The sequence below is a fragment of the Catenuloplanes atrovinosus genome, assembly GCF_031458235.1.
In the GTDB taxonomy this organism is placed as follows: Bacteria; Actinomycetota; Actinomycetes; order Mycobacteriales; family Micromonosporaceae; genus Catenuloplanes; species Catenuloplanes atrovinosus.
Genome location: NZ_JAVDYB010000001.1, coordinates 7,807,483 through 7,820,320 on the forward strand (window position 1 = coordinate 7,807,483; position 12,838 = coordinate 7,820,320).

Annotated in this window: 10 protein-coding genes and 1 pseudogene; 5 read left to right on the plus strand and 6 right to left on the minus strand. The window is 73.3% G+C overall.

Annotation, left to right across the window (positions count from 1 at the left end):
• The first annotated feature begins 689 nt into the window (after window positions 1-689).
• Window positions 690-2,207 carry a MinD/ParA family ATP-binding protein gene (locus J2S41_RS34760; protein WP_310374411.1) on the plus strand — a complete coding sequence of 506 codons (1,518 nt, stop codon included), beginning with the start codon at window positions 690-692 and terminating at the stop codon, window positions 2,205-2,207.
• 49 nt (window positions 2,208-2,256) lie between these two features.
• On the opposite strand, the gene J2S41_RS34765 is transcribed toward J2S41_RS34760, so the two are convergent.
• Entirely contained in the window at window positions 2,257-2,676 is a 420-nt protein-coding gene (locus tag J2S41_RS34765; RefSeq protein ID WP_310374413.1) for a DUF3151 domain-containing protein, read from the minus strand.
• Window positions 2,677-2,905: 229 nt separating this feature from the next.
• Here J2S41_RS34765 and J2S41_RS34770 point away from each other — a divergent pair, with 229 nt between their 5' ends.
• The 3 genes from J2S41_RS34770 (at window position 2,906) to J2S41_RS34780 (ending at window position 6,610) form a co-directional block, all read left to right on the plus strand.
• Window positions 2,906-4,099, plus strand: coding sequence for an LOG family protein (locus J2S41_RS34770; protein WP_310374414.1), 1,194 nt, complete (start codon window positions 2,906-2,908; stop codon window positions 4,097-4,099).
• A gap of 54 nt (window positions 4,100-4,153) precedes the next feature.
• On the plus strand, window positions 4,154-5,758 hold the full coding sequence (locus tag J2S41_RS34775) for a DUF262 domain-containing protein (protein WP_310374416.1): 1,605 nt from the start codon (window positions 4,154-4,156) through the stop codon (window positions 5,756-5,758).
• A 99-nt stretch (window positions 5,759-5,857) separates the two neighbouring features.
• Window positions 5,858-6,610, plus strand: a complete 753-nt coding sequence (locus J2S41_RS34780; protein ID WP_310374418.1) for a HipA domain-containing protein — start codon at window positions 5,858-5,860, stop codon at window positions 6,608-6,610.
• Between the two features lie 40 nt (window positions 6,611-6,650).
• On the opposite strand, the pseudogene J2S41_RS34785 reads toward J2S41_RS34780, so the two are convergent.
• The 3 genes and pseudogenes from J2S41_RS34785 to J2S41_RS34795 form a co-directional block, all read right to left on the minus strand.
• Window positions 6,651-8,234, minus strand: a pseudogene (locus J2S41_RS34785) (diguanylate cyclase); the annotation flags it as partial.
• Between the two features lie 40 nt (window positions 8,235-8,274).
• Complete coding sequence (locus J2S41_RS34790; protein WP_310374420.1) at window positions 8,275-9,486, minus strand: acyl-CoA dehydrogenase family protein; 1,212 nt, start codon at window positions 9,484-9,486, stop codon at window positions 8,275-8,277.
• A gap of 4 nt (window positions 9,487-9,490) precedes the next feature.
• The gene (locus J2S41_RS34795) at window positions 9,491-9,943 is read right to left on the minus strand and encodes an SCP2 sterol-binding domain-containing protein (RefSeq protein WP_310374422.1); all 453 of its coding nucleotides are present in this window, start codon (window positions 9,941-9,943) and stop codon (window positions 9,491-9,493) included.
• Window positions 9,944-10,001: 58 nt separating this feature from the next.
• Between J2S41_RS34795 and J2S41_RS34800 the strand changes: the two genes are divergently transcribed.
• Window positions 10,002-10,643 carry a TetR/AcrR family transcriptional regulator gene (locus J2S41_RS34800; protein ID WP_310376737.1) on the plus strand — a complete coding sequence of 214 codons (642 nt, stop codon included), beginning with the start codon at window positions 10,002-10,004 and terminating at the stop codon, window positions 10,641-10,643.
• Window positions 10,644-10,647: 4 nt separating this feature from the next.
• Here J2S41_RS34800 and J2S41_RS34805 read toward each other — a convergent pair whose 3' ends face one another.
• Both J2S41_RS34805 and J2S41_RS34810 read right to left on the minus strand, forming a co-directional pair.
• Window positions 10,648-11,451 carry a MaoC family dehydratase gene (locus J2S41_RS34805; RefSeq protein ID WP_310374424.1) on the minus strand — a complete coding sequence of 268 codons (804 nt, stop codon included), beginning with the start codon at window positions 11,449-11,451 and terminating at the stop codon, window positions 10,648-10,650.
• Complete coding sequence (locus J2S41_RS34810) at window positions 11,451-12,812, minus strand: 3-oxoacyl-ACP reductase (RefSeq protein WP_310374426.1); 1,362 nt, start codon at window positions 12,810-12,812, stop codon at window positions 11,451-11,453. Before J2S41_RS34810 ends, J2S41_RS34805 begins: the two co-directional genes overlap by 1 nt.
• Window positions 12,813-12,838 lie beyond the last annotated feature (26 nt).

A 12,838-nucleotide genomic window follows, 5' to 3' on the forward strand; every position in this document is an offset into this window, starting at 1 on the left:
ATCAGGATTCAGCGGTACGGTCGACGACCGACCCGGGGCCCTCTGCGCCGCAGCCGCCGATCCCACCGCTGCCCGGCCCACCGCCCCTGACGCCACCCGGGCCGGACGCGCGGGCACAGGGTCGCGTGTCCATACCGGGTCCGGTGCCGCCGGGTCCGGGTCCGGCGCCGGTTCAGCCGGGTCCGGTGCCGCCGGGTCCGGGTCCGGTGCCGCCGGGTCCGGGGCCGATTCCGCCGGGCCCGAACACCGCTTATCCGGGGCCAGGGCCGGTGCCGCCGGGACCGTCCTATCCGGGGCCGGTTCCGCCCGGCCCGGGTCCAGTGCGTCCGGGGCCCAATCCGGTGCCGCCGGGGCCGGGGCCGCAGTACCCGAACCAGCAGTACCCGGGGCCGCAGCATCAGCAGCCTTATCCAGGGCCGCAGTACCCGGGTCCGCAGCCGGGGCCGCAGTACCCCGGGCCGCCGCAACCGGGGCCTCAGTACCCCGGGCCGCCGCAGCCGGGGCCGCAGTATCCGGGGCCGCAACAGCCGGGTCCGCAGTATCCGGGGCCGCCGCAGCCGGGTCCGCAGCCGGGGCCGCAGTACCCGGGTCCGCAGCCCGGTCCGCATCAGTCCGGCCCGCAGCAGCAGTACCCGCTGCATCAGCCGCCGGTTCACCAGCAGGGACCGTTGCACCAGCAGGGGCCGCCGGTGCATCAGCCGCCGCCGATGATCCACCAGCAGCACCACCCGCAGTACCCGCCGGTGCACCAGCAGGGCGCTATCCCGCCCGTACCCCCTGGTCCTGGTCCTGTTCCTGGTCCGCACACGCTGCCGGTCCCGCCCGGGCCGCAGTACCCCGGCCCGATGCCGCCCGCTCCCGGCCCGACGCCGCCGTTGCCCGGCCCGAACCCGGGTCCCGGTCCGGTGCCGGGTCCCGTGCCGCCGGGTCCCGTGCCGCCCGGTCCCGGCCCGGTTCCGGAGTTCCCGGCGCCGGACTCGCCGGAGCCGGAGGTGACCAGCGCGCCGCCGGCCGACGGCGGTGAGGAGGGACAGCCGGAGACCGAGGGCGGCACGCCGCGCCCGGACTTCCCGCGTCCGCCCACACTGGACCGTCCGCCGTATCCGCCGCCGAGCCCGAACCCGAACCCGAACCAGGGCCAGGCCGTGGTGCCGCAGTGGCAGCAGCAGGTCGCCTACCACCAGCCGGAGACCGCGTACCCGTCGGTGCCGTTCCCGCCGCAGGAGGGTCAGCCGCCGGTGCCGGACACCGGCTGGGAGCCGGACCCGCACGAGCCGACGCCGACCGCGGACGACTTCGCGCGGCGCCGGACCATGAAGCCGGCCGACCCGGTCGCCACCATGGGCGTCCGCGCGGGGCTGCGGCACGCCACGTTCGGTCTGGTCTCGCTGGCTCCGGGACGCCGCGAGCAGGAGATCAAGAAGGACATCGACATGGTCCGCCGGAACTTCGGCGGCCTGCGCCAGGTCACGATCGTCAACCCGAAGGGCGGTGCCGGGAAGACCATCGCGGTGCTGCTGCTCGCCATGACGTTCGGGCAGCGCCGCGGCGGTTACGTGCTGGCCTGGGACAACAACGAGACGCAGGGCACCCTCGGCATGCGCGCGCAGCAGGACTTCCACGCGCGTACCGTCCGGGACATGCTCCGCGACCTGGTGAGCTTCCAGGGCGCGAGCGGCCGGGTCGGCGACCTGTCGCAGTACGTGCGCGCTCAGGGCGAGGGCATGTTCGACGTGCTCGCGTCCGACGAGTCCGCGACCGCGGGCGAGATCCTCACCGCGGAGGCGTTCGCCGAGATCCGCGACGTGGTCAGCCGGTTCTACAAGCTGATCTTCGTGGACACCGGTAACAACGTGCGCGCGCAGAACTGGCAGGCGGCGATCGATGCCACCGACCAGCTCGTGGTCACCATGTCCGCGCGTAACGACTCCGCGGAGACCGCCGCCCGCATGCTCGACCACCTGGAGCAGACCGGGCGGCAGCGGCTGGTGCGGCAGGCGGTGACGATCGTGTCCTCGCCGTCGACCAAGCGGGACCTGGACACCGACGCGATCTTCCGGCACTTCGCGGCGCGGACCCGGGTCGTGCTGTCCGCGCCGTACGAGCGGAGCGTGGACACCGGCGAGCCGATCCGGTACGGCACGCTCTCCTCCGCCACGCGCGACGCCTGGCTCAAGATCGCCGCCGCGGTCGCGGAAGGACTGTAGCCCCGTTCCCGGCCGGGCAGCTCGCCGCCGCCCGGCCGGGGTCCGGGGATCAGGCGCCGGCGAGCGCGTCCGCCGCGACCGGGTCGCAGTCGCGGAGGAACTGGGCGCAGCGCGCCGCCTCGTCCGCCTCGCCGATCGCGTCGGCGGCCCGGGCCAGCTCGTGCAGGCAGGCCAGGAAGCCGCGGTTCGGCTCGTGCGACCACGGCACCGGGCCGTGCCCCTTCCAGCCGTTACGGCGCAGCGCGTCCAGGCCGCGGTGGTAACCGGTGCGCGCGTACGCGTACCCGGTGATGGTCTGGCCGTTGTCGATGGCCCGCTTCGCCAGCGCCGCCCAGGCCGCGCTGTTCGTCGGGAAACGTGCCGCCACCTGGGCGTAGGCCTCGTCGTTGTCGGCCGCGGCCAGCGCGGCCGCCGCCTCGTCGTCGCCGGGCAGCAGCGTGGCCGGCGGCTGTGGCATCAGATTCTGCATGCGTTCATCTAACCCCGGCCGGGACGACAGCCCGGCGCACCGTGCCTGGCCGATCGGCTGAGTGTTTCGTCACGCGAGCGGCTCGCACGTCGACGCGCTCGGCCGGTGTCCGCGGATCGTCCGGTGCACTACAAACAGAGGTCCGGTGCCTCCCCAGGACCCGGAAGTCGAGAGCCCGGCGGCACCCCGCCGGGCTCTCCTCCTCGATCGGGTAGGAGACACTGAGCACGTGCCGACCCCTCCGCCGCATGACGTCCTCGACCATCACGACCACACCGAGTCCGAGGTGGAGACGCGCGCCGAGCTCGACCGCCACCTGGTCGCCGGATCGCTCGCCCGCCTCGCCGTGCTCGGGCTGACGCTGGACGAGGACCCGCCGGACCTGTCCGCCGTGGACGTGTCCGGCACGCTGTTCCTGGGTTGCGCGTTCGCCTCCGACGAGGTCGTCGCGGACCTGGTCCGGCGCGGCGCGTCCGTGGTGCCGGCGCTGCGCGCGCTGCCGTACCCGACGCATCCGGCACGGCTCTACACCCCCGAGGACCTGTCGGCCGGCTTCGCCGAGCACGGCTTCGACGGCATGTACGACACCGTGGTCTACCGGCACTTCCGGGCCAACGGTGGCGCGGTCCCGGAGGTCCGCGAGGCGCTCGCCCAGCGGCTGCACGACCACGGCATCGACAACGCGCTGGCGTACGCCACGCACGCCTGGCTGTCCGAGCACGGCCCCGCCTCAGTGGTCGGGGTGATGGGCGGCCACGCCGTCCCGCGCGGTTCCGCCGCGTACCGCTTGGCCGCCACGCTCGGCCGCGAGCTGGCCCGGCGTGACCGCCTGGTCGTCACCGGCGGCGGCCCCGGCGTGATGGAGGCCGCGAACCTCGGCGCCTACCTCTCCACCCGCCCCGAGGCGGACCTGATCGAGGCCGTCGACATGCTGGCCGCCGCGCCGGACTTCCTCGACCACGGCCCGTTCACCGAGGCCGCGCTCGCGGTGCGCACTAAGTTCGCCCCCGAGCCGGACTCGTCACCGACCGCCTGGGCCCGCCGCGGCGGGTTGTCCGTCCCCACCTGGCTCTACGGCCACGAGCCGGCCAACCTCTTCGCCGGCCGGGTCGGGAAGTACTTCAGCAACGCCATCCGCGAGGACCAGATCCTCCGCCTCTGCCGCGGCGGCCTGGTCTTCGCCCCCGGCCGCGCCGGCACGGTTCAGGAGGTCTTCCAGGCCGCCACCAAGACCTTCTACGGCACCGACGGCCCCAGCGGCGCCTACGTCTTCCTCGACGCCACCTTCTGGACCGACACGCTCCCGGTCCGCACCCTGCTGGCCCCTCTCTTCGCCCAGTCCCCCCACGGCGACCTCACCCCCTCCATCCACCTCACCGACGACGTCCACCACGCGGTACGACTCCTCACCGCCGCGGCATGAGAACGGGACCGGATCGCACGGGCTAGGCTGCTCTCGGACACCCTAGGAGGCACGATGCCGACGCTGGACCGGCCGCGGATCGAGTATCGAACTCCGGTCGATCTCGTGCGGGAGTTGCGCAACGGATCGCTGCGCATTCCGCCGTTCCAGCGGGGATTCAAATGGGAGTCGACCGACGTCATCGCGCTTTTCGACAGCCTGTTGCGCGGGTTCCCTATCGGGAATCTGCTGCTCTGGCGCCGTCCGGCACCGGCGGCCACCGTGCGCATCGGACCGCTCCAGATCGAGGCCGCGCGGATGGACTCGGCGTACTGGGTCGTCGACGGTCAGCAGCGGGTGACCAGCCTCGGTGGCGCGCTCCTGGCGGCCGAGGAGGCCACGGACCCGCGATTCCGCGTCTTCCTGGATCTGGAGACCGCCAGATTCCATTCGCTCGGCGTACGGCAGCAGGCGCCGCGTCAATGGCTCCCGGTGAATCAGCTGGTGGAGACGACGGCGCTCCTCACCTGGATGCGGTCGAATGCCGAGTGGCTGACGGATGCGCACCTCGCGACGGCGGATGCCGTGGCGAAGGCCGTTCGTGAATACCAGATTCCGACGTACATCGTCGACACCGACGACGAGAGCGCGCTACGGCAGATCTTCGACCGGCTGAACAACACCGGGAAGCCGCTGACCAAGGCGGAGGTCTTCCACGCCCTGCACTCGGGTCTGTCCGGGGAGGTTCCGAGCGACCTCCGCAGCATCGGCGCGGTGTCGGCGGAGGCGGGCTTCGGCAGCATCGATGACCGGCTGGCCCTGCGCTGCGTGCTCGCCTACCGCGGCGGTGACCTGTTCCGGGACGACTTCCACGACGAGTTCGTCTCCGACACGGACCGCGAGGAGACGTTCCGCGAGGTGGCCACGATCCTGCGTGTCGTCGTCGACCTGCTTCGCGGTGAGGTGGGCATCCCGCATCTCCGGCTGCTGCCGTACTCGCACGTGATCCCGGTCCTGGTCAGGTTCGTGCGCGTCCACGGAGAGCCGTCCGATCGGCTGGCACGGTTGCTGCGCCGGTGGGTGTGGCGGGACGCGATCGGCGGGCTGGCCGCCCGGGGCACGAGCGTCGCGGCGGTACGGCAGGCGATCGAGGTGCTGGACGCGGAGGACCCGTACGACGCGGCGGAGACGCTGCTGTCGCTGGCGGTGGATCGCGGTGACTTCCGGCCGGACCTGTCCAAGGTGCATCTGAACCACGCGGCCGCGAAGGTCAACCTGCTCGGCCTGCTGTCGGCCCGGCCCGTCGATCCCGCCACCGGGCAGCCGTTCGACCCGGCCGTGCTGTTCGACGCCGGGCACTCGACGAAGGACATCGTCAAGGAGATCGTCGCCGACCACTCGCTGCCGCTGGCGGACGGCTTCGCCAATCGGGTCGTGCTCGGGCGCGGACTCAACCGTACGGCGCGGAGCGTGCTGTCGACCGCGTCGGCGGGGGTACGCGCCTCGCACCTCATCGACGACGCCGCGCTCGAATTCCTGCGGTCCGGCCAGGACACGGAGTTCCTCGAGGCCCGTGCGGCGCTGGTCGAGCGGGCCATCCGCGAGCACGTCGGGGGCATGGCGGAGTGGGGAGCGCGCGGCGGCCGCTCGATCGCCGACATGATCCGGACCGCGGCCTGACGTGGCTGCCCAGGTCACGGCCGAGGTACGGCTGCACGGCGAGACGGTGGGTCTGCTCAGCTCAAGTTCTCGCTGCGCGGCGACCGTCTCACCGTACCGATGCGAAACAGCGACGGTTGGGTGATCGCCAAGCTGCCGGACCGCGCGCTGAACCGGCTGGCGGAGAACGAGTTCCTGACGATGCGCTGGCTGGCGGTGGCGGGGTTCGACGTCCCGGCGGTCGCGCTGGTCCCGGCCGAGACGCTGCCGACCGTACCGCCGGGTCTTCTGGAGCCGGGGGCGCCGGCGTACGTGATCGAGCGGTTCGACCGTACGCCGGACGGCCCGGTGCATGTCGAGGACTTCGCGCAGGTGGCGGACGTCGGCCCGCGGGAGAAGTACGGCGAGTCCGGGGCCACCTACGACACCATCGGCGGCGTTATCCGCCTGCTGGCCGGCGATGCGGACTTCGAGGCCTACGTCGATCGCCTCGTCGCCCTGGTCGTCACCGGGAACACCGACGGCCATCTGAAGAACTGGGCGCTGTGGTACCCCGACGGCGTGACGCCGCGTCTGGCGCCGGTCTACGACTTCCACTCCCTCTCGGTCTACCAGCGCTTCCGGTACCAGCCGCTGGTGCTCAGCCTGGGCGGTGAGCAGACGCCCGAGTACGTGACCGCCGACCACTTCCGGCGGCTGGCCGAATCCGCCGGCGCCGACCCCGATCGCGTCGGCCGGCGGGTCACCGAGACGATCGCGCGCCTCCGCCAGGCGTGGGAGACCGACGCACACCCGGAGGCGAAGCGGCTGTTCCCGGCCCTGGCCGACCACTACGAGCAGCGCCTTCGCCGGCTCCCGCTGACCCACCCCTGACGGCCGGGACCGGATCGTCAGGGGTGCGGGAGATGCGGTTGCGGCCGGCGTGTTTGGCGGCGTAGAGGGCCGTGTCGGCGTTCTCCAGGAGAGTCTCGGGGGTTTCCGGGCCGGTGCGGGTGGTGAGGCCGGCGCTGAAGGTGACCGTGACCGTGTGGCCGTCGCCGAGGTCGATCGGGGTGGTGGCGACGCGGGTGCGCAGCGCCTCCAGGCGGGGGAGGGCGTCGGTGCCGGTCAGGACCAGGACGAACTCCTCGCCGCCGTAGCGGGCGACCAGGTCGCCGGGGCGGGTGGCGGCGGCGAGGTGGGAGGCGACGCGGGTCAGGACCGTGTCGCCGGCGGCGTGGCCGTACCGGTCGTTGATGCTCTTGAAGTGGTCGAGGTCGATCAGCGCGACCGAGAGCGGGCCGTCCCCGGCGACCGCGCGGGCCAGGCCGGCCATCAGGTGGCGCCGGTTGTGCAGGCCGGTGAGGTGGTCGCGGAGGGCCTGCTCGGCGAGGTCGGCGCGGAGCAGTTCGATGGTCTCGAGCTGGCGTTCGAGTTCGCGGCGCTGGCGGTTGAGGTCGGTGACGTCGCGGGCGACGATGGCCCAGCCGACGCAGCGGTCGCTGCGGCCGTAGAGGCGGCTCACCCGGATGTCGAGGTCGAGGCCGGAGCCGTGCGCGTTCTCCACGGTGAGGTCGCGGTCCTCGCCGGGGAGCAGTGAGCGGCCGGGCGTCAGGACGGTGGTGGGGCCGAGGAGGTCCGCCATGGTCTGCCCGACGACGCAGGCGGGCGGGTTCGCGGCCAGCAGGCGGAGCAGTGACTCACCGGCCGGGTTGAGGTCCAGGACGCGGCCGTCGCGGCCGATCACCGCGACCGCGTCGCTGATCTTCTCGAAGACGCGGCGGTGGGCGACCGGGGCCTGAGCCGGCATCGACGCGCGGACCACCATCCAGTACATCAGCGGCGCGGTGATCACGAAGCCGAGCGCGGTCAGGTCGGTGAGCCGGCCGTGCTGGGCCAGGCCGAGCAGGTTGAGCAGCGCCGACGGCATCGAGATCAGCACCGCGAACGCGGCTGCGTGGTAGCGCGTCGAGGTGACCGCCCACAGGCGCACCACGCGGACGACCGCGAAGCCCAGGACAACGTAGCTGTAGGCGGAGTGTGCCCAGAACAGCGGCCCGTAGACGGGGACCAGGCCGCCGTCGAAGCCGGTGTTCCGGAAGCCGGCGAAGAAGAGCAGGTGCCACGGGTTGGTGGCCACGGCCGCCAGGCAGAGCGCCGGCTCGATCGCGAGCAGCGACACGAACCGGCGGGTCGGGTGCCAGGCGCGGTCCGCCAGCGCGTACGACAATCCCAGCCAGCCGACGACCACGACGCAGACGAAGGCGAACGACGTCGCGATCGTGACCTGGAACAGGCGCACGTCGTGCACGGTCAGCTCGATCGAGTCGACGAGGGACCAGCCGGCCAGCCCGAGGTTGAGGAACGCGGTCGCGGCGAAGCCGGTCGCCTCCCGTCGCCGCCGCCACGCCACCGCCGCGATGCCGGCCGAGACCACGGCCGCGGCCAGGAAGAGCACGCACAGCACCGCGGTGATCATGTGCGCACCCCCCGGACCCGATCTGGAACGCAGCTCCATCGGCGGGCCGGGGTGGCGGCCTGAGGCGATGTGAGCGGAGCTACCGGATCTGGTGCCCGGTGACGGCGCGCGCGATCACCAGGCGCTGGATCTCGGACGTACCCTCGAAGATGGTGTAGATCTTGGCGTCGCGGTACCAGCGCTCGACCGGGTGTTCGCGCAGGTATCCGGCGCCGCCGAGGATCTGCACGGCCCGCTCGGTGACCGCCACCGCGACCTCGCCGGCCTTCAGCTTGGACATCGAGCCCTCGCCGGCCGCGAAGGGGCGGTTGTTGCGGCCCATCCACGCGGCCCGCCAGACCAGCAGCCGCGCGGCGTCGATCTCCATCCGCATGTCGGCCAGCGCGAACGCGATCGCCTGGTTCTCCACGATCGGCCGGCCGAACTGCACCCGGTTCCGCGCGTAGTCCAGCGCGTACTCGTAGGCGGCGCGCGCCACGCCGATCGCCTGCGCGCCGACCGTGGGCCGGGACAGCTCGAACGTGCGCATCGAGGCCTGGCCTGCCGCGCGCTGGTTGGCGCGTGCCTTGGCCAGCCGCGCGTCCAGCCGGTCCCTGCCGCCGAGCAGGCAGCGCCCGGGCACGCGCACGTCGTCGAGGAAGACGTCCGCGGTGTGCGAGGCGCGCAGGCCGAGCTTGGCCAGCTTCCGCGGCGAGGACAGACCCTTCGTTCCCGGGGGTACGACGAACGCCGCCTGGCCACGGGTGCCGAGCGAGGGGTCGACGGAGGCGGTCACCACGTGCACCGCCGCGATGCCGCCGTTGGTGGCGTACGCCTTCTGCCCGTTGAGCACCCACTCGTCCGAGGCCTCGTCGTAGACCGCGCGGGTGCGGATCGCGCCGACGTCGGAGCCGGCCTCCGGCTCGGTGGAGCAGAACGCGGCGACGGCGGGCGCGGACTCGTCACCGAAGCACGGCGGCACCCACTCGGCGAGCTGGTCGGGCGTGCCCGAGCCGAAGATCGCGGCGACCGCCAGCGACGTGCCGGCGATCGACATCGCCAGCCCGGCGTCGCCCCAGAACAGCTCCTCGTTGGCGATCGGCATGGACAGCCCGCTCGGGTCGGACCAGGCGTTGGCCAGGAACTCGAACCCGTACAGCCCGACCCTGGCCGCCTCCTGGATCACCGGCCAGGGCGTCTCCTCGCGGGCGTCCCACTCCGCGCCGGCCGGGCGGAGCACGCCGGCCGCGAAGCCGTGCACCCAGTCGCGGAGCGTGGTCTGTTCCTCGTTGAGGTCCAGCGAGAACTCCACGGGCTCACGCCTTGGGGATGTCGAACAGCGTCTGGATCTGCGCGGCGAGGCCGAGGTCGCCCTGCGCCTTGAGCTTGCCGGTCATGAACATCATCACGGGGTTGCCGAGGCCGGCGATCAGCTTGACGAACGGCACCGGAGCCACCGCGAGCGTCAGGTCGGGCTTGCGGTCCGTGCTCGGTGAGAGCGCGCAGGTGCCGCCGTCGATCACCACTTCGTAGGTGTCCGCGCCGCCGTCCGGCCGCCCGGTGACGGTCCAGTGGATGACCGCGCTGGTGTCGCCCGCGCGCTCCGGCCGGAACTGCTTCGGCATGCGGCTGAAGACCTCGTCCAGGATGAGCTGGCGATGCGGGCCGCTCATGATCTCGGTGATCGCGGAGTCCGGCATCGACTTGACGATCCGCGCGAACTCCCGGGGCTCCATCGTGGCGAAGGTACTGGGATCGAAATCGGTCATTTCCGGCGTTCCTCTCCGCTAATCTACCCTGGCGTAACGTTACGCGTGGGTAGGTATGCTGACAAGCGTGCCGGCCTTCAAGCGCCTTCCGCGCGCCGTCCGAGAGCGGCAGATGCTGGACTCGGCCGTCCGCGTCTTCTCCCGCCGCGGCTACCACGCCGCGTCGATGGACGAGATAGCCGAGGCCGCCGGCGTCTCCAAGCCGATGGTGTACGCGTACCTCGGCACCAAGGAGGAGCTGTTCACCGCCTGCCTGCACCGGGAGGCGACCCGCCTGATGGAGACCGTCGCGGGCGCGGTGGAGCCGGACGTCCCGGCCGACCGGCAGCTCTGGAACGGTCTGCGCGCGTTCTTCGACGTCGTGGCCACCAGCCGGGAGGGCTGGACCGTGCTCTACCGCCAGGCCCGCGGCCTGGAGCCGTTCGCGGCCGAGCTGGCCGACATGCGCTCCCGCATGGTGCGGGTGGTGACCGTGCTGCTCGGCCGCGCGATGGCCGGCTCCGGCGGCCGGGCCACCGAGACCGAGCTGGAGGTGATGGCGCACGCGCTGGTCGGGGCCGGCGAGTCGCTCGCGGACTGGATGACCGACCACCCCGGCGCCGATCCGGCCAAGACCGCCACCCAGATGATGAACGTCGCCTGGCTCGGCGCCGACCGGCTGCTCGGCGGCACCAGCTGGCACCCGGAGGCCGGCCGCTAGGCGCTCACCGCGCGGGCGTGACGCTCCCGGTCAGCAGGGGTTTCCCGGTGCGCGGGTCGGTCACCGCGAACGTGCGCAGGTCCGTGCCGAACGCGACCGTGCCGGACAGCGGCACCGGCCGGCGGAACTCCGCGGTGATCATGCCGGTGGCGGGCAGCCGGCCGGCCATCGCGGCCAGGCACCGGGCCAGCGTCCACATGCCGTGCGCGATCGGCGCGCCGAACCCGAACGCGCGGGCGCCCAGCCAGGACGTGTGGATCGGGTTGTGGTCGCCGGAGACGGCCGCGTACTCCGGGCCGAGGTCCGGCGCCAGTCGCCAGCGCGCGGACGGTGCCGGCAGCTCCGGCGCGTCCCCGGTGCCGGACCGGCCGGGTCCGCGCTCCCTGCGCAGGTAGGTCGACCACGAGCGCCACGCGATCGCGCCGCCGGAGCTCACCGTGGTCTCCAGGTCGAACTGCCGCCCGCGCGGATGGTCCCGTAGGTCCACGGCGCGTACCGAGAGGTCCAGCCGGTCGTCCGCGGTGAGCGGCCGCAGCACCTCGATCCGGTTCGCCACGTGCAGCAGCCCGACCGCCGGGAACGGGAACGCGCGATCCGTCATCAGGTCGAGGGCCACACCGAAACCCAGCACATGGGGGTACGTGGCGGGCAGCGCGTCGGAGAGCCGGAAGCCGCACACCCGGTCGTACCGCGCCAGCCGGTCCCGGTCCACGACCACGCCGGTGCGCGCCGCCGTCCGGTCCGGCAGCTCGCCGGGCCGGGAACCGAGCGGCAGCAGCCCGAGCGCCGCGCGCAGGTAGACCGACATCAGGCGCCGATCAGGCTCTGGCCGCAGACGCGCACGACGTTGCCGGTGACGCCGGACGAGCCGGGCGACGCGAACCAGGCGATCGTCTCCGCCACGTCGACCGGCAGCCCGCCCTGGCTGAGGCTGTTCAGCCGGCGGCTCACCTCGCGCAGCGCGACCGGCATCCGCGCGGTCATCGGCGTCTCGATGAAGCCGGGCGCGACCGCGTTGACCGTCACGCCGCGCGCGGCCAGCGCCGGCGCCAGCACCTGGACCAGCCCGATCACGCCGGCCTTGGAGGTGGCGTAGTTGGCCTGCCCGCGGTTGCCGGCGATGCCGTTCATCGAGGAGACCTGGATCAGCCGGCCGCCGGGCGGCAGCAGGTCCAGGATCGCGTCGTTGATCCGCTCCTGGCTGGAGAGGTTGACGTCGAGCACGGAGTCCCACTCCGCCGCGCTCATCCGGCCCAGCGTCCGGTCCCGGGTGATGCCCGCGTTGTGCACCACCACGTCGACGCGGCCGTGCCGGTCGCGCAGGTACGCGGCGAGCCGAGCGGGCGCGTCCGCGGCCGTGACGTCCAGCTGCAGCGCCTCGCCACGGATCTCGTTGGCCAGCGCGGCCAGCGGCTCACCGGCGGCCGGCACGTCCAGCGCGATCACGCGGGCGCCGTCGCGGGCCAGCACGCGCGCGATGGCCGCGCCGATGCCGCGCGCCGCGCCGGTGACCAGCGCGACCTTCCCGGTCAGCGGGTGCTCCCAGTCCACCGAGGACGCCGCGGCCGGCCCGACCGCCGGGCCGACACGGACGACCTGGCCGGAGACGTACGCGGAGCGGCCGGAGAGCAGGAAGCGCAGCGTGGACTCCAGGGGCGCGTCCGGCGCGGCGTAGACGAGCTGGGCCGTGCTGCCGCGGCCGAACTCCTTGCCGATCGTGCGGACCAGGCCCTCCAGCGCGCGCTGCGCGACCGCCTCGCGCGGCGCGGCACAGTCCTCCGGCGCGGTGCCGAGCACGATCACCCGGCCGGACGGCAGCAGCGTGCGGGCGTGCGCGTGGAAGAAGTCGTAGAGCGTGCGCAGCCGCTCCGACGAGGTGACGCCGGTGGCGTCGAAGATCAGCGCGGCGAGCCGGCCGGGCGTGGCGGACGCGCCGGCCTCCACCGCGGCGGCGACCGGGTCGCGCAGTGGCACGCCGGCCTCATCCAGGATCGCGCGGACCGCCGGGCCCAGCCGCCCGCCGGGCGCCGCGTCGACCAGCACCGGGCCGGTGACCAGCGGGTCGCCGGGGGAGTAGCGGCGCAGCGGCGTCGGCGCGGGCAGGCCCAGGCGCGTGACGAGCGCCTTTCCCGCCGCGGAGTTGGCGAAGGTCGCGTACCGGTCCACCATAGGCGTAGCCTACCCGTGAGTAAGTC

Coding starts and splice junctions, on each gene's coding strand:
- J2S41_RS34765 (WP_310374413.1), bottom strand. CDS start 2,676: ATGCAGAATCTGATGCCACAGCCGCCGGCCACGCTGCTGCCCGGCGAC.
- J2S41_RS34775 (WP_310374416.1), top strand. CDS start 4,154: ATGCCGACGCTGGACCGGCCGCGGATCGAGTATCGAACTCCGGTCGAT.
- J2S41_RS34810 (WP_310374426.1), bottom strand. CDS start 12,812: ATGGTGGACCGGTACGCGACCTTCGCCAACTCCGCGGCGGGAAAGGCG.
- J2S41_RS34780 (WP_310374418.1), top strand. CDS start 5,858: ATGCGAAACAGCGACGGTTGGGTGATCGCCAAGCTGCCGGACCGCGCG.
- J2S41_RS34795 (WP_310374422.1), bottom strand. CDS start 9,943: ATGACCGATTTCGATCCCAGTACCTTCGCCACGATGGAGCCCCGGGAG.
- J2S41_RS34805 (WP_310374424.1), bottom strand. CDS start 11,451: ATGTCGGTCTACCTGCGCGCGGCGCTCGGGCTGCTGCCGCTCGGTTCC.